Genomic DNA, 15,504 nt, shown 5'->3' on the forward strand with positions numbered 1-15,504 from the left:
TACACTTCGCGCCTATTTCGTTTTTTGGCCGGGCAGGGCACGGTTGCACGGAGGCTGCGCATGAAGTTTCGCTTTCCCATCATCATCATCGATGAAGACTATCGTTCCGAGAACACCTCGGGCCTCGGTATCCGCGCGCTGGCGCAGGCTATCGAGTCCGAGGGGTTCGAGGTGGTTGGCGTCACCAGCTATGGTGACCTGTCGCAGTTTGCCCAGCAGCAAAGCCGCGCCAGCGCTTTCATTTTGTCCATCGACGATGAGGAATTTACGGTGGGTGAGGGCCTGGACCCCATCGTGCTGAGCCTGCGCAACTTCATCGGTGAAGTGCGGCGCAAGAACACCGAAGTGCCCATCTATGTGCACGGCGAGACCAAGACCAGCCGCCACCTGCCCAACGACATCCTGCGCGAGCTGCATGGCTTCATCCACATGTTCGAGGACACCCCCGAATTTGTGGCGCGCCACATCATCCGCGAGGCCAAGAGCTATCTCGAAAGCGTACAGCCTCCATTCTTCAAGGCACTGCTCGACTACGCTGAAGACGGCTCGTACAGCTGGCACTGCCCCGGCCACTCCGGCGGCGTGGCGTTCCTGAAGAGCCCTGTGGGCCAGATGTACCACCAGTTCTACGGCGAGAACATGCTGCGCGCCGACGTGTGCAATGCGGTGGAAGAGCTGGGCCAGCTGCTGGACCACAACGGTGCCATTGGTGAATCGGAGCGCAACGCCGCGCGTATCTTCAATGCCGACCACTGCTTCTTCGTGACCAACGGCACGTCCACATCGAACAAGATGGTGTGGCACCACACGGTGGCGCCGGGCGACGTGGTGGTGGTGGACCGCAACTGCCACAAGTCCATCCTGCACAGCATCATCATGACCGGGGCGATCCCCGTGTTCATGAAGCCCACGCGCAACCATTTCGGCATCATCGGCCCTATCCCGCAAAGCGAGTTCGAGCCAGCGGCCATTCAGGCCAAGATCAAGGCCAACCCGCTGCTCAAGGGCGTGGATGCGAAAAAGGTCAAGCCGCGCGTGCTCACGCTTACGCAGTCCACCTATGACGGCGTGCTCTACAACACCGAGACCATCAAGAGCATGCTCGACGGCTACGTGGACAACCTGCACTTTGACGAGGCCTGGCTGCCACACGCGGCCTTCCACCCGTTTTATGGCAGCTACCACGCCATGGGCAAGAAGCGCACGCGCCCCAAGCATTCCGTGACGTACGCGACGCAGTCCATCCACAAGCTGCTGGCCGGCATCAGCCAGGCTAGCCATGTGCTGGTGCAGGATTCGCAGACCACCAAGCTGGATCGCCACCTCTTCAACGAGGCCTACCTGATGCACACCAGCACCAGCCCGCAGTACAGCATCATCGCCAGCTGCGACGTGGCCGCCGCCATGATGGAGCCTCCTGGCGGTACGGCCCTGGTGGAGGAAAGCTTGCTCGAAGCGCTGGACTTTCGCCGTGCCATGCGCCAGGTGGAGCACGACTTTGGCAAGAACGACTGGTGGTTCAAGGTTTGGGGCCCTGAAAAGCTCGTGGACGAAGGCCTGGGCCGCGCCGAGGACTGGATCATCCGCAGCGATGGCAAGGGCAAGAAGAACGCCAGCAAGTGGCACGGCTTCGGCCAGCTGGCCGACGGCTTCAACATGCTGGACCCGATCAAGTCCACCATCGTCACACCGGGCCTGAACCTGGACGGCAAGTTCGACAAGACCGGCATTCCCGCCTCCATCGTTACCAAGTACCTGGCCGAGCACGGCGTGGTGGTCGAGAAGACCGGCCTGTACAGCTTCTTCATCATGTTCACCATCGGCATCACCAAGGGCCGCTGGAACACGCTGCTGACGGCGCTGCAGCAGTTCAAGGACGACTACGAGAAGAACCAGCCCATGTGGCGCATCCTTCCCGAGTTCTGCCAGCAGCACAAACGTTACGAGCGCATGGGCCTGAAGGACCTGTGCCAGCACGTGCATGAGATGTACGCCAAGTACGACATCGCGCGCCTGACGACCGAGATGTACCTGTCGGACCTGACGCCCGCCATGAAGCCCTCGGACGCCTACGCGCACATCGCCCACCGCCAGACCGAGCGCGTGGAGATCGACCACCTGGAAGGCCGCATCACCGTGGGCCTGGTCACGCCCTACCCACCGGGCATTCCGCTCTTGATTCCTGGCGAGGTATTCAACAAGAAGATCGTGGACTACCTTAAGTTCGCCCGCGAGTTTGCCAAGCTGTGCCCGGGCTTTGAGACCGACATCCACGGCCTGGTGGAAGTGGAAGACGAAAACGGCCAGGTGCGCTACTACGCCGACTGCGTGGCAGAGCAAGGCAAGACCGGCAAGAACCCCAAGCCGCTGGCGACCGCCCAGAACCTGGTGCAGGTGGGCGACGACGGCCCGTACGGACGCAACGTGTAAGCACGTCTTCGCGCTGGTGTGTGGGTGCACCAGCGTCTCGAAAATCGCTCCCCCGGCATGGCTGGCGGAGCGATTTTTTTGTGCATTTGAATCCGCTGTTGTGGTGCTGCCGTATTGACTGTCAGCCGCGTGGTTTTCATGCGGTGACGACTGTCTTCACACACCTCTCAGGAGATTCTCATGACCCTTCGATTCAACGCCCGCCTCGCCACCATCGCCTTCACCGCAGCCATGGCCGCTGCCGCAATGCCTGCCATGGCGCAGGTCATGGTGGGCGGTGCGCCCATGCTGGCCAGCAAGGACATCATCGACAACGCTGTGAACTCCAAGGACCACACCACGCTGGTGGCCGCTGTGAAGGCTGCGGGCCTGGTCGAAACGCTCAAGGGCCCCGGTCCCTTCACCGTGTTTGCGCCCACCAATGCGGCATTTGCCGCATTGCCCGCCGGCACGGTGGACACGCTGCTCAAGCCCGAGAGCAAGCCCACCCTGACCAAGGTGCTCACCTACCACGTGGTCGCGGGAAAGTACGACGCTGCTGCGTTGTCCAAGATGATTGCAGACGGCAAAGGCATGGCCAGCCTCAAGACGGTGGCGGGCGGTACGCTCACGGCCAAGGCCAGCGGCAATGCTGTCATGGTGACGGACGAAAAGGGCGGTACGGCGACGGTGACGATTGCCGACGTGTACCAGTCCAACGGAGTGATCCACGTGGTGGACAAGGTCCTGTTGCCTAACTGATTGAGCAACGGATGGGAGGGGCTGCCCGTCCGCTGTGCATGGCCGCCGCATCGCAGGGCCGGGATCGGCCAGGGGTTGCTGTGGCCCCGTCAGCGGACCGGCGGCATATCGTCCCGCACACGCACAAAACTCGCGAAGCGCGGCAGGCCCCCGTCATGGGTACCGCGAAACCGGTACGTCACCCAGCTGCCCACAGGTGGCGGGTCAGCCCGCTGCGCATCGCTGAAACCCGCCCCCAGCCGGAAACGCTGGCCCGAAGGCATTTCCACCAGCAGGGCTCCCATGCGACCGGCGTGGCGGCCCTTGCCAGGCAGGTGGGCGACCACGCGCGCTTCCGTGTCTTCGTGGGTCTTGACCTTGACCAGATCGTCGCTGCGGCCAGACTGGTAGAGCGAGCTGCCCCGGTGCAGCATCAGGCCTTCGCCGCCCGCCCGCACCGTGCGTTGCAACAGGGCCTGCAGGGCAGCATCGTTTTCGATGCGCTTTTGGGGCACCGCCTGGACCCAAGGCTGGTTGATCTGCATCACCAAGGCATTGAGCGACCGCAGCCGTTCGTCAAACATGCCGCCGTGCCGGGGCAGGTCAAACACCATGAAGCGCATCTGGCGCCAGGCCGCCTCATGAGGCTGCTGTTGGCGCGTGGTGGATTGGGCGTGCGCAAAGCGCCCGCGTCCGGCCCACAGCTCTCCGTCCATGGGAGTGGTGGGCCACCCGGCGGTGAACCAGGCGGGGGCCATCACCGTTTCGCCGCCCCGCGTGCGCAGCGTGTGGCCGTCCCAGTAGCCCCGCACACCGTCGTATTTTTCGCTGACCCAATAGTCGGCCAGCGGCATGCCGGGCCGGTACACATTGGCCAGCAACAGGGCAGGGGCGTCTGCTGCGTGCGTGGGCAGCGCAGTGAAACTCAGCCACGCCAGCCAGTGCCTGCGGAGCATTTGCTATTAAATGTATAGCTATCAGCGCTTTTTCAATAAGCGCTAGGCCCTGTTTTGATCTAAATTTTCGATGGCAATCAGACCTGGTCTGCGCTCAGGCCCGCCGTCTGGCTGAAGCCTCCGTCCACGTAGGTGATCTCGGCCGTCATGCCCGAGGCCAGGTCCGACAGCAGGAAGGCTGCCACATTGCCCACGTCTTCGATCGTCACGTTGCGGCGCAGGGGCGATGCATCGGCCACGCGGCTCAGCAGTTTGCCAAAGTCCTTGATGCCGCTGGCGGCCAAGGTCTTGATGGGGCCGGCGCTGATGCCGTTGGCGCGGATGCTGCGGCCGTCTTCGGTGCGGCCCACGGCCTCGGCCAGGTAGCGCACGCTGGCTTCCAGGCTGGCCTTGGCAAGGCCCATGGTGTTGTAGTTGGGGATGGAGCGCAGCGCGCCCAGGTAGCTCAGCGTCAGCAGCGACGACTTGTCGTTCAGGTAGGGAAGGGCGGCCTTGGCCATGGCGGGAAAGCTGTAGGCGCTGATGTCGTGGGCGATGCGGAAACCCTCGCGCGAAAGGCCTTCGAGGAAATTACCGGCAATCGCCTCACGGGGGGCGAAGCCGATGCTGTGCACAAAGCCGTCGAATTGGGGCCAGGTCTGCGACAGCTCGGCAAACATGCGCTCGATCTGCTCGTCGCTGCCCACGTCACAGTCAAAGATCAGCTTGGAGTCGAACTCGGCCGCAAAGTCGGTGATGCGGTCCTTGAAGCGCTCGCCCACGTAGCTGAACGCCAGTTCGGCGCCCTGTGCGTGGCAGGCCTTGGCAATGCCGTAGGCGATGGAGCGGTTGGACAAAACACCCGTGATGAGCAGCTTCTTGCCGGTCAGAAAACCCATGTTCAATCTCCTTTTGGAATGGCGAAATGTCGGCGGGCGGCCTGGCGCATGTGGGTATGCGCGATCTGCAGCGGGGCCCGGCGAACGTAGTGCAGAATTGTCGCATGCGGTTTTGGCTGACTTTTTTGCTGATGGGGTGTGCGGTTCCTGCATGGGCTGCACATGGGTATGCCCTGTGGGGCGAGCCGCGTTATCCCGCCGGGTTTGCGCATTTTGCGTATGTGAACCCAGATGCGCCGAAAGGCGGCGAGCTGCGGCTGGTCAGCAACCTGCGGGTTTCCACCTTCGACAAATACAACCCGTTCACCATCAAGGGCAACGCGCCAGCATATTTGTCGTCGCTGATGTTCGATTCGCTGCTCGCCGGTTCGATGGACGAAACCGCCACCGGTTATGGTCTGCTGGCCGAAGATGTGGAAGTTGCCCCCGATGGTTTGTCCGCCACCTTCCGCCTGCGGCCGGAGGCGCGTTTTCACAACGGCAAGCCCGTGCTGGCGCAGGATGTGAAGCACAGCTACGACACGCTGGTGGGCCCCTTCACATCCCCTGCCTACAAGACGCTGCTGATCGAGGTGGCGGGCGTGGATGTGATCAACGACCGCACCGTGCGTTACCGCTTCAAGCTGCCCAATCGCGAGCTGCCCCTCACCGTCGGCGGCCTGCCGGTGTTCAGCCGCGACTGGGGCGTCGAGAACGGCAAGGCCAAGCCGTTTGACCAGGTGGTGATGGATATTCCCATCGGCAGTGGCCCCTACAAAATCGGCCCGGTGCGTTTTGGCAAGGACATCACCTATGTGCGCGACCCGCAGTACTGGGCGCGCGACCTGAACGTGCGCAAGGGCACGGCCAATTTCGACAACATCCTTGTCAAGATCTACAAGGACAACACCGCGCGGCTGGAGGCCCTCAAGGCGGGCGAGTTTGACCTCATGCGGTTTTTCAGCGCGGGCGACTGGGCCCGACGTGTTACGGGCAAGAAGTTCGATACGGGTGAACTCGTCAAGGGCGAGTTTGTGCACAAGCTCCCCTCGGGTTTTCAGAGCTATGTGCTCAACACCCGCCGGCCTTTGCTGCAGGATGCGCGCGTGCGCGAGGCCCTGGGCCTGGCCATGGACTACGAGTGGATGAACCGCCAGATGTTCTATGGCGCTTACCAGCGGGTGAACGGCCTGTTTGGCAACACGGCGTGCGAAACCAAGGGTAGTCCCTCGCCCGAGGAGCTTGCGCTGATGGAGCCCTACCGCAAGGACATTCCGGCTGCCGCGTTTGGCCCGATGACGGTGCCCCCGCGCACGGATGGCGATTCCTCACTGCGGGCCAACCTGCGGCGGGCGCAGGCTTTGCTCAAGGAAGCGGGCTGGGAGGTGCGCGACGGTGCCCTGCGCAACGCCAAGGGCGAGGCCATGGTGCTCGAATACATGGACAGCAATGAAGGCGGCGTGCGCACCATCACCCCCTGGATGCGCAATCTCGAAAAGATTGGTGTCACCTTGCGATTTCGGTCAGTGGACTTTGCGCTGTACCAGCAGCGTCTGCAGAAGTTCGACTTCGACATTACCTCGATTGCCTACCAGGGCACCAACAACCCGGGCCAGGAGTTTGCCGACATGTTTGGCAGCCAGGCGGCCGACGTGGAGGATTCCGGCAACTTTGCGGGCGTCAAGAACCCTGCGGTGGACGCGATGATCAAGGCCATGACCTCTGCCAAGACCGAGGCGCAACTGCTTCCCGCCTGCCACGCCCTGGAGCGCATCATTGCGCACAGCCACTACCTCATTCCGCAGTGGACGGCGGGCACACACCGCATGGCCTACAACGCCTGGCGGCTGGCACGGCCGGCCACGGTGCCGCCTTACGCCAGCGGCGAAGGGTGGGTCATCGACACGTGGTGGGCGCGTATTCCTCCCCAGACCGCGCCAGACAAGAAATAGCCATAAGACCGCTCACCCATGTTTGCCTACATTCTCAAACGTGTCTTGCTCATGCTGCCCACGCTGCTGGGCGTGCTCTTGCTGACCTTTGTGGTGATCCAGTTCGTGCCGGGCGGCCCGGTGGAGCAGTACATGGCCGAGGCCAAGGCCGGTGTGGGCGGTGGCGGCGCCGAGGGGGGCGGCCTGAGCTACCGGGGCGCGCAGGGCGTTGACCCCAAACGGCTGGAGCAGATCAAGGCGCTGTACGGCTTTGACAAACCTGCCCATGAGCGCTTCCTGCAGATGCTGGGACAGTTCGCGAGGTTTGATCTGGGCAAGAGCTTTTTCCAGAACAAGGATGTGTGGCAACTGGTGAAGGAGAAACTGCCGGTTTCCATCAGCCTGGGCCTGTGGACATTTTTCATCAGCTACCTCGTCGCCGTGCCATTGGGCGTGGCCAAGGCGGTGCGCGCCGGGTCACGCTTTGATCTGGTAACCACGCTGCTCATTTTGGTGGGCTATGCCATTCCCGGCTTTGTGCTGGGCGTGGCGCTGCTGGTCATTTTTGGTGGGCAATTGCAATGGTTTCCATTGCGCGGGCTTACTTCAGCCAACTGGGATGAAATGACATGGGGCGCGCGCATCGTGGACTATCTGTGGCACATCACGCTGCCCGGCACGGCCATGGTGCTGGGCAGTTTTGCTGTGACGGCCATGCTGACCAAGAACGCGTTCCTCGAAGAAATCCGAAAGCAGTATGTGCTCACCGCCCGCGCCAAGGGCTTGAGCGAGCGGCAGGTGCTGTGGAAGCATGTGTTCCGCAATGCCCTTATTCCCATCGTCACTGGCTTCCCGGCTGCGTTCATCGGTGCTTTTTTTGCGGGCTCGCTGCTCATCGAAACCCTGTTCTCGCTGGATGGGCTGGGCTTGCTCAGCTATGAGAGTGTGATCCGTCGCGACTACCCGGTGGTGCTGGGCACTTTGTATCTGTTCACACTGATCGGGCTGGTGACCAAGCTGGTGAGCGACCTGTGCTACGTGTGGGTGGACCCGCGCGTCAAATTCGATTGACTGCGATTTTGAGGCGTGAAGATTTGAACATGCGAGACGATTGCATCAACCATTCACCACTGCAAGAGGACGTTCTGTGGAAGGTTTTTCCGTTGTGCGACTCCAGTCAGAAATTTCGCGCTAAATGCAAGAAGCTGGCCCCGCAGCTTGTGGCCTTGGATGAGCAGGTATTTGCTGCCGCCATTGCACGCTGGGTGGTTGTATTAAGTCAATTGAAGCACCCAGAGTTTGCCAAATTCGTCATGCAGGAAGGATTGTGTAGCAACGATCTGGAGTTTCTTAACCTGCGCTGCGCCGTTACTCTCAGGGGGCAGAAGTTTTATGACGCTGTTCGCAGCGGCCAATGGAATTTGGCAACGGAATGCCAACCGGATGTGAGTGTGTGGATTGGGTTGTCCGAGATGGTGCTTGGCGTCCTTTGGGCAGCGTCGTATCAGAGAACGGGCGATGTTTCGCTGTTTGATCGACTGCTCTCAGACGACGACTACCTGAGCTTGTTAGTCACTGACTTCTTCACTCCACCTGGTGGCCCGTTGATTGAGTTCGGGCCCGATGAATGGTTGCAACAACTAACAATTGGATGTACCCCTGAAAGAACTACCGCGCTGCTGCACAGGCTTGAGCAATCCATGCGCGATGTAGAGGGATTGCCGTTGCAAATGCCTTCCTGCTCAACACGTGCCCAACACGCAGTGGTTCCACAACTGGGCTGTGTGCGCCATGGTTCCATCATGATCGACCCCCACGGCGAGAAGCGTTGGGTTTATTCAGCAGCCATGCGCAGCACCGGAGAGGTTGAAATCATGACGTTCAGAAGACAGGGGCGTAGCAATGTTGTGCTCACCGCTGCTGGTAAATGGCAATTGGTGTCCGCATGACTGCATCAACTAATGGGCATCCAGACAGGAACGCCGGTTCCGTTTCGCTCTCCCCCTCCCGCCGCGCCTGGCTGCGCTTCAAGCGCAACCGCCTGGGGTATTGGAGCCTGCTTATCTTCTGCGCCCTGGTGCTGGTGAGCCTGTGTGCCGAGCTGGTCAGCAACGACAAGCCGCTCATCGTGCGCTATGAGGGGCAGACCTACTTTCCCATGCTCAAGGACTACTCCGAAAAGACCTTCGGGGGAGACTTCGAAACCCCCACCGATTACCTCGATCCCTTCATCAAGGAGCGCATCACCGCAGGCAGCAACTGGGCGCTGTACACCTTGAACCCCTACGGCCCCAACACGCTGAACTACTTTGCCAAATCGCCCAACCCGTCGGCCCCCACGGCCGACAACTGGCTGGGGACGGATGACCGGGGGCGTGACCTGCTGGCGCAGCTGCTGTACGGATTTCGTGTGAGTGTGCTGTTTGGTCTGGCACTCACCATCACCGGCGTACTGCTGGGCATGCTCACCGGGGCCATCCAGGGGTTCTTTGGCGGCAAGACCGACCTGGCGTTTCAGCGCTTCATCGAGATATGGGGCTCCATGCCCGAGCTGTATCTGCTCATCATCTTCAGCGCCGTGTTCGCGCCCAGCATTGCGCTGCTGCTCATCCTGCTGTCGCTGTTTGGCTGGATGGGCTTGTCCGACTATGTGCGCGCCGAGTTCCTGCGCAACCGCCAGCTTGACTATGTGAAGGCTGCCCGGGCTTTGGGGGTGAGCAACAGCCAGATCATCTGGCGCCACATCCTGCCCAACAGCCTGACGCCCGTGGTCACCTTTTTGCCCTTCCGCATGAGTGGCGCCATCCTGGCGCTGACCTCGCTCGACTTCCTGGGCCTGGGGGTGCCGCCCGGCACGCCGTCGCTCGGTGAACTGCTGAACCAAGGCAAGAACAGCATTGACGCGTGGTGGATTTCGCTGTCTACCTTTGCGGTGCTGGTCACCACCCTGTTGCTGCTGACCTTCATGGGCGATGCGCTGCGCGATGCCCTGGACCCCCGAAAGGCCGACCAGTGACCCCTACGGCCATGACCCCTTTGTTGCAGGTTCAGGACCTTCACGTTCGCTTTGGCCCCAAAGAAGTGGTGCGGGGCGTCAACTTCAGCATTGCCGCAGGCGAAAAGCTTGCGCTGGTAGGCGAGTCCGGTTCCGGCAAGACCATCACCGCCTTAAGCCTGCTGCGCCTGGCGGGCAATGCCGCTATCACCGGGCAGGCAACGCTGCAAGGGCGGGGCGACCTGCTGGCGCTGACCGAACGCGAGATGCGCGGCGTGCGTGGTGGCGACATCGCCATGGTGTTCCAGGAGCCCATGACCGCGCTCAACCCGCTGATGACCATCGGCCTGCAGATTGCCGAAATCCTGCAGCTCAAAAAAGGCCTGACCGGCGCCCAGTGCGCGCAGGCTGCCATCGAGCTGCTGGCCCAGACCGGCATCCCCGAGCCTGCACGCCGGGCCAACAGCTTCCCACACCAACTCTCAGGCGGCCAGCGCCAGCGCGCGATGATTGCCATGGCCCTGGCCAGCAGCCCGAAGCTGCTGCTGGCCGACGAGCCCACTACCGCGCTGGATGTGACCTTGCGCGGCCAGATCCTGGACTTGCTGAGTGATCTGCAGCGCCAGACGGGCATGGCCGTGCTGCTCATCACGCACGACCTGAACCTGGTGCGCCGCTTTGCCGACCGCGTGGCCGTGATGGAGCAGGGCGTGCTGGTAGAGCAGGGCCCCGTCGCCGAGGTGTTTGGTGCACCCCAGCACGCCTACACGCGCCGCCTGATTGCCAGCCAACCCCGCCGCGATGTGGTCGAGTCCGATCCGCCCGCAGGCACTGCCCCGGTGGTGAAAACGCAGGATCTGCGCGTGGTCTACCCCACGCCGCTGCCCGGCATCAAGGGCTGGTTCAAAAAGGGCGAGTTTGTGGCTGTGCAGGGCGCCACGCTGCAGTTGCTGCCGGGCCAAACACTGGGGGTGGTGGGCGAGTCCGGCTCGGGCAAGTCCACGCTGGCGCAGGCCATCCTGGGGCTGTTGCCTTACGCCGGCCAGTTGCAGGTCGGGGGTCAGGCGTGGCAGCAACCAGCCATGCGCAATACCCCCGCCAACCAGCAGCTGCGCCGCCGCGTGCAGGTGGTATTTCAAGACCCGTTTTCGTCGCTGTCCCCGCGCCTCACGGTCGAAGAGATCGTGGGCGAGGGCCTGAAGGTGCACGAGCCCACACTGACCGTGGCCCAGCGCCGCATGCGCGTCGAGGCCGCGCTGGAAGAGGTGGGACTGGCCGAAGCACAGTACCCCCGTCTGCTGGAGCGTTATCCGCATGAATTTTCAGGCGGCCAGCGCCAGCGCCTGGCCATCGCCCGGGCTCTCATCGTGCAGCCGCAGGTGCTGGTGCTGGACGAGCCCACCAGCGCCCTGGACGTGACCATCCAGCAGCAGGTGTTGGGCTTGCTCCAGCGGCTGCAAAAAGAAAAGGGCCTGAGCTACCTGCTCATCACCCATGACGTTGATGTGATCCGCGCCATGGCGCACGACGTGGTGGTGATGAAGGACGGCGCGGTGTTGGAAGGTGGCAGCGTGAACGACGTGCTGGATGCACCACAACACCCTTACACCCAGCGCCTGGTGGCGGCGGCCACCGTGCCGGGTATCGGCTGATATTTGAATAGAAATGGCATCAAGGGACCCTCTGCACGAATCACCGCGCCGCGTGCATCTGCGGGCTCGGGCGGTCTGCCGCGTTGCAAATACTCGCAATAGCTGCGGCTATCGCTGCGTTTTGCGCCTTGCAGCCCCTCCCGATCCGCAGCGCACACTTGCCGCTCGATTCGTGCAGAGGATCCCTGGCGCTTATTAGGTAAGCGTGAATGGCTATCAAAAATATAGCTATTTGCGCTTGCTGGTGTTGAAGCTTTTCAGGTCATCACGGCCCGCTTGGCGTGTTGCTCGCTGGCGGCAGGCATCCACAGAATCTTGCGCACATCCACACCCATCGTCTGTGCCCGCTCCATGAGGTGCTCGCGCACATGCCAGGGCAGGGTGGGCGCGCGTGACAAGATCCACAGGTAATCGGTGCTGGAGCCCACCACCATGGCCCACTGGTAGTTTTCATCGAGCGCCACCACGTTGTAGCCGCCATAGAACGGCCCGAAGAACGACACCTTCAGGGCCGCCCGCGTGGGCTCGTCCACAAAGCGCGCCGTGCCCTCGGCCTGCTTCCACGCCTTGCGCACGGGGTCGTAGCCTCGGTTGACCACCTTGATCGTGTCGTCGGCGTTGCGGCTGTAGGTGGCGCTGGTCTGGGTCAGGCCGCGCTCAAAGGCGTGGTCGATGCGTGCCACCTCGTGCCAGTGGCCTGCGTAGCGGTCTGCGTCAAACCCCGTAACGGGCTGAATGCCCTCGGGCGCGCGGGGCGTGGAGCAGGCCGTGAGCGCCAGCAACGCCATCATTGCGGCAGCGCCGATGACCAGCGGCCAGGGCGAATGGGCACGGGGTGGGGTGTGAATGCGCATGGGGCTTGCTCCTGCTGGGGTTGCTGCCGGGGCTGCCGTTGCACCTGACGTCACCTTATGGCACCTGACGGAATGTGCACTGCGCAGCGGCTGTTCGTGCGATCCACTGTAGGCACTGCGAGGGGGCCTGTGTGTAGGCGCGCGCTGGCAGCGGCTGTCGGCAGGATGTGCATCGGTGTGGTGGCGCTGCCGTCGTTCCGTACCTATCCAGGCCACCATTCTGGAGCGCTGTCGGAGATGGAGTTGATGGCATTTGCCGCGGCGCACTTCTCGCAATGCGTCCCCCTGAGTGGCCGCATTCAGACAAGAGTGTTGATGGCTTCCACTAGGCCAGGGGTACGACGGCCTTCCGGTACCGGCGCTGCTTTCGTGTTTGCATCCCTGCTTGCCTGGGTCTGCTGGTGCCGGGCGGCCTGTTCTTCCTGGCTCAGTCGTGTTATGGCGGCAATCTGTTGCTGCACCATCTGAGCCCGCAAACCAGAGTCCGGCATGCGGGGGGCGGCGATAGACGCTTTTGACACCGGGACTTATTTGGCGGCAGCCTTGGCAGCCTGCGCCTTCTGCGTCTTGGTGTAGACCTCCATCACCGTCGCGAAGTCGCGCTCGAAATTGATGGGCAAAAAGGTGTCATTGCCTGGCAGCAGCTGGCGCAGCTTGGGCGAAAAGCTGTAGCTGTACGAGCACTTCTTCACGCGGGCCTGCAGCTCGGGCGATACGTCCTTGCCCAGCGTCCAGGTCTCGGTCATGAAGGGCGGGCTCTCCCACAGCGTGCGGATGCTGGAGCCCTTCACATCGCCCTTGACCACCATGCGTTGGTACAAATCGCTGGCCACGGCTGCGGCGGGGTAGAAACCGTGCATCACGCCTGTGACCGAGCGCTCGTGGCCGTTGGAAAACACCACCTCGTAGTTCTGGTCCGGCACCAGCCCGATGGCCGGGAACAGCGCGCGCGGCGCCAGGTTGCCGGAGTTGGAGGTGGGTGTGGAGTGGGCAATCTTCTTGCCCACCAGGTCCTGCGGCTTGGTGAAAGGGCTGTCCACGCGCGAGATCAGGATCAGTGTGTAGGAATTGCGTTTGCCGCTGGCCTTGTTGCCGGGCACACCAAACGGGGCAGGCTGGCCAGCGCCCACCAATTGGGGCACCAGGCCGGGGTTGACCTGCGCCAGCTGTGCCTTGCCGCTGAGGAGGCTGTCGATCAGCTCCTTTTCGCCCAGCACATCGATGTTGGTGCTCTTCTCCAGCGATTCGCCTTGCAGATTCTGCAGATCAATGTTGCCGCAGCGCGCCAGGTGGTTGAAGTAGTCCCCCCACAGCAGCATGGTTTCGCTTTTGGCATAGGTCTTGGGCATGGCCACCACCAGTTTCTCGCGTGGGCTGCCTGCAAAGCTCGTGGCGGCCGGGGTGGCTGCGGTGGCGCGGGCAGGCGCGGCCCGGTCGGTCTGCGCAGCTACCGGGCCCAGCATCAGCGCGGTGCCAGACAGCAGTGCAAAAAAGCGGGTATCGAATCGCATCGTTGTTTTCCCTCCAATTGTGGTGAAAGCGCGCTCCGCGCGCGGGTCGGCCAGTATGCATGAACGTTTTGTGACAATCAGCGCCTTGGCGACCCGTGCCGGTGGACGTTTTGTCAACCTCGCACCGCCCCGGCATGGACAAGCCCGCAGGGGACATGCGCGGGCCTGGCCCACACAATTCCAATCCATCGCTATGCCTACCGCTGTGAACAGCGTTTCCCATGTCGCAAAACACCCTGACCTTGCAACTGTTTTTCGAAGATCCGATCAAGCTGAAGCTCGCACAGCTCACGTACCAATACCTGTGCTCAGACAACACGGAACAGGCCCAACGCTGGGCGGACAAGCTGGGGGCCGCCAACTTGGAGTCCCTGTGGGATGCGCAATGGTTCAATGCGTCGGCATCTGCCGCTTCCACGCACCTTCTGCTCCAGTTCGACACGGGTACGAGCGACCCACCACCGCTGCGCCAGCTCGAAGCCCTGTTTGACCAGGGCCTGCGGGCTGCAGTGCTGGAGATCTTCTACGACCAGGTGGGGGAAACCGAGCGCATGCACTTCGACCGGGGCCAGTGGGTGTCGCGCAAGGCATTCATGGACGCCAACCCGCAGTGGCGCGCAGTGGTAGAGCCTGCGCAGCATGGTGGCGAAGGCCAGGGCAACAGCGGCGAGGAGGGTGGTGAGGCCGATGACCCCTATGCCTGCTCCAAAGACCCGGCCAAGCCCCTTGCCGTGGCCAAGCTGCGCCAGCAGGAAGAAAAGCGCATGCGCGAGGCCCGGGAGGCGGCCGAGGCCTTCGTGGAAATGGCGCAAGCCATGGGCAAGAGCGGAAAATCGCCCATGCAGGGACTCATTGCCGTGCTGCTGCTGCGCGCCGGGCTCAAGGGGCTGGTGCATGCGGTGGCATTCACGGTGGTCACCGTGTTGCTGTTCAAAGGCTTTTGGCTGTGGATGGGCCTGGGGCTGGTTCTGGCCGTGGCGCTGCCGCTGTACTACATGGCAACCGAACACAAGGAGCTGCGCGGGGACGACGGAGACGATGACGCCGACCAGCCTGGCGACGATGGCCCCGCCACGGTGATGGCACCCCAGTAAAAGAATCTCCGGAGAACAACAACATGCTGACGCAAATCGAATGGTGGGGTGGGGTGATCTTTGTGCTGGGGGCGCTGACCTACCGCATGGTCATGGGGGCGCTGGAAAGGCCTGTGGGCGGCATTCCCTGGTACCGGCTCATGATGCACGTGTTCTTTCTGGCCCCGGCCGCGCTGCTGGCGGGCTATTTCTATCCGCTCACGCAGCCCGCGCTGCAATACGGCTACCTGGCGCTGCTGGCTATCTCGCTGCTGGTGGTGGCAGTGATGCTGGTGCAGGAGATGACCGGCGATTCGGGCGAGGGCCAAGAAGAGGGGCGCAGCAAGGAGCCCTTGAAGGAGGGCGCGACAGCCAAGGCCGACGATACCGACGAGTACGAAGAGCCCGGCTGGCTGATGTCGGTGGTCGGCGCCATGGTGCTGTACAGCCCGGTACTCACGGCCTGTGGCCTCGCCAGCTACAAGGCCTGGCCCATGGTGCAGCGCCTGGCGTAGTGCTCCGCAC

At 62.6% G+C, this 15,504-nt stretch carries 13 protein-coding genes; 9 read left to right on the forward strand and 4 right to left on the reverse strand.

What is annotated here, in order from left to right; genetic code table 11:
- Positions 1 to 60 precede the first annotated feature (60 nt).
- Together C8C94_RS03470 and C8C94_RS03475 are read left to right on the forward strand one after the other, a co-directional pair.
- Positions 61 to 2,430 carry an arginine/lysine/ornithine decarboxylase gene (locus tag C8C94_RS03470; RefSeq protein ID WP_121419719.1) on the forward strand — a complete coding sequence of 790 codons (2,370 nt, stop codon included), beginning with the start codon at positions 61 to 63 and terminating at the stop codon, positions 2,428 to 2,430.
- 180 nt (positions 2,431 to 2,610) lie between these two features.
- Positions 2,611 to 3,171, forward strand: coding sequence for a fasciclin domain-containing protein (locus C8C94_RS03475; RefSeq protein ID WP_121419720.1), 561 nt, complete (start codon positions 2,611 to 2,613; stop codon positions 3,169 to 3,171).
- 89 nt (positions 3,172 to 3,260) lie between these two features.
- Here C8C94_RS03475 and C8C94_RS03480 read toward each other — a convergent pair whose 3' ends face one another.
- Together C8C94_RS03480 and fabI are read right to left on the reverse strand one after the other, a co-directional pair.
- The gene (locus C8C94_RS03480; RefSeq protein ID WP_121419721.1) at positions 3,261 to 4,106 is read right to left on the reverse strand and encodes a DNA ligase; all 846 of its coding nucleotides are present in this window, start codon (positions 4,104 to 4,106) and stop codon (positions 3,261 to 3,263) included.
- A 77-nt stretch (positions 4,107 to 4,183) separates the two neighbouring features.
- Positions 4,184 to 4,984, reverse strand: coding sequence for an enoyl-ACP reductase FabI (gene fabI / locus C8C94_RS03485; protein ID WP_055401808.1), 801 nt, complete (start codon positions 4,982 to 4,984; stop codon positions 4,184 to 4,186).
- A 104-nt stretch (positions 4,985 to 5,088) separates the two neighbouring features.
- Between fabI and C8C94_RS03490 the strand changes: the two genes are divergently transcribed.
- The 5 genes from C8C94_RS03490 to C8C94_RS03510 are packed head-to-tail and all read left to right on the forward strand — an operon-like array spanning position 5,089 to position 11,541.
- Positions 5,089 to 6,915, forward strand: coding sequence for an extracellular solute-binding protein (locus C8C94_RS03490; RefSeq protein ID WP_121422674.1), 1,827 nt, complete (start codon positions 5,089 to 5,091; stop codon positions 6,913 to 6,915).
- Positions 6,916 to 6,933: 18 nt separating this feature from the next.
- On the forward strand, positions 6,934 to 7,965 hold the full coding sequence (locus tag C8C94_RS03495) for a microcin C ABC transporter permease YejB (RefSeq protein WP_121419722.1): 1,032 nt from the start codon (positions 6,934 to 6,936) through the stop codon (positions 7,963 to 7,965).
- A 23-nt stretch (positions 7,966 to 7,988) separates the two neighbouring features.
- Positions 7,989 to 8,843 carry a hypothetical protein gene (locus C8C94_RS03500; RefSeq protein ID WP_147433221.1) on the forward strand — a complete coding sequence of 285 codons (855 nt, stop codon included), beginning with the start codon at positions 7,989 to 7,991 and terminating at the stop codon, positions 8,841 to 8,843.
- Entirely contained in the window at positions 8,840 to 9,910 is a 1,071-nt protein-coding gene (locus tag C8C94_RS03505; protein WP_121419724.1) for an ABC transporter permease, read from the forward strand. Before C8C94_RS03500 ends, C8C94_RS03505 begins: the two co-directional genes overlap by 4 nt.
- 11 nt (positions 9,911 to 9,921) lie before the next feature.
- Positions 9,922 to 11,541 (forward strand): ABC transporter ATP-binding protein, encoded by a 1,620-nt coding sequence (locus tag C8C94_RS03510; protein ID WP_121419725.1) that lies wholly within the window; start codon positions 9,922 to 9,924, stop codon positions 11,539 to 11,541.
- 257 nt (positions 11,542 to 11,798) lie between these two features.
- Here the strand turns inward: C8C94_RS03510 and C8C94_RS03515 are convergent, their stop codons facing one another.
- Together C8C94_RS03515 and C8C94_RS03520 are read right to left on the reverse strand one after the other, a co-directional pair.
- Positions 11,799 to 12,395 (reverse strand): lipocalin family protein, encoded by a 597-nt coding sequence (locus tag C8C94_RS03515; protein ID WP_121419726.1) that lies wholly within the window; start codon positions 12,393 to 12,395, stop codon positions 11,799 to 11,801.
- Positions 12,396 to 12,922: 527 nt separating this feature from the next.
- Complete coding sequence (locus tag C8C94_RS03520; RefSeq protein WP_228894797.1) at positions 12,923 to 13,906, reverse strand: PhnD/SsuA/transferrin family substrate-binding protein; 984 nt, start codon at positions 13,904 to 13,906, stop codon at positions 12,923 to 12,925.
- Between the two features lie 221 nt (positions 13,907 to 14,127).
- Between C8C94_RS03520 and C8C94_RS03525 the strand changes: the two genes are divergently transcribed.
- Complete coding sequence (locus tag C8C94_RS03525; protein WP_121419727.1) at positions 14,128 to 15,000, forward strand: hypothetical protein; 873 nt, start codon at positions 14,128 to 14,130, stop codon at positions 14,998 to 15,000.
- A 23-nt stretch (positions 15,001 to 15,023) separates the two neighbouring features.
- Positions 15,024 to 15,494: a hypothetical protein gene (locus tag C8C94_RS03530; protein ID WP_121419728.1), complete on the forward strand. Its 471-nt coding sequence runs from the start codon at positions 15,024 to 15,026 to the stop codon at positions 15,492 to 15,494.
- Positions 15,495 to 15,504: the final 10 nt, after the last annotated feature.

It is taken from the genome of Acidovorax sp. 94 (genome assembly GCF_003634645.1).
GTDB classification, from domain to species: domain Bacteria; phylum Pseudomonadota; class Gammaproteobacteria; order Burkholderiales; family Burkholderiaceae_C; genus Acidovorax; species Acidovorax facilis.

Bases quoted from the DNA above. Each gene is read 5' to 3' on its own strand.
- C8C94_RS03470 (WP_121419719.1), top strand. From the start codon at position 61: ATGAAGTTTCGCTTTCCCATCATCATCATCGATGAAGACTATCGTTCC.
- C8C94_RS03475 (WP_121419720.1), top strand. From the start codon at position 2,611: ATGACCCTTCGATTCAACGCCCGCCTCGCCACCATCGCCTTCACCGCA.
- C8C94_RS03480 (WP_121419721.1), bottom strand. From the start codon at position 4,106: ATGCTCCGCAGGCACTGGCTGGCGTGGCTGAGTTTCACTGCGCTGCCC.
- fabI (WP_055401808.1), bottom strand. From the start codon at position 4,984: ATGGGTTTTCTGACCGGCAAGAAGCTGCTCATCACGGGTGTTTTGTCC.
- C8C94_RS03490 (WP_121422674.1), top strand. From the start codon at position 5,089: ATGCGGTTTTGGCTGACTTTTTTGCTGATGGGGTGTGCGGTTCCTGCA.
- C8C94_RS03495 (WP_121419722.1), top strand. From the start codon at position 6,934: ATGTTTGCCTACATTCTCAAACGTGTCTTGCTCATGCTGCCCACGCTG.
- C8C94_RS03505 (WP_121419724.1), top strand. From the start codon at position 8,840: ATGACTGCATCAACTAATGGGCATCCAGACAGGAACGCCGGTTCCGTT.
- C8C94_RS03510 (WP_121419725.1), top strand. From the start codon at position 9,922: ATGACCCCTTTGTTGCAGGTTCAGGACCTTCACGTTCGCTTTGGCCCC.
- C8C94_RS03515 (WP_121419726.1), bottom strand. From the start codon at position 12,395: ATGCGCATTCACACCCCACCCCGTGCCCATTCGCCCTGGCCGCTGGTC.
- C8C94_RS03520 (WP_228894797.1), bottom strand. From the start codon at position 13,906: ATGCGATTCGATACCCGCTTTTTTGCACTGCTGTCTGGCACCGCGCTG.
- C8C94_RS03525 (WP_121419727.1), top strand. From the start codon at position 14,128: ATGTCGCAAAACACCCTGACCTTGCAACTGTTTTTCGAAGATCCGATC.
- C8C94_RS03530 (WP_121419728.1), top strand. From the start codon at position 15,024: ATGCTGACGCAAATCGAATGGTGGGGTGGGGTGATCTTTGTGCTGGGG.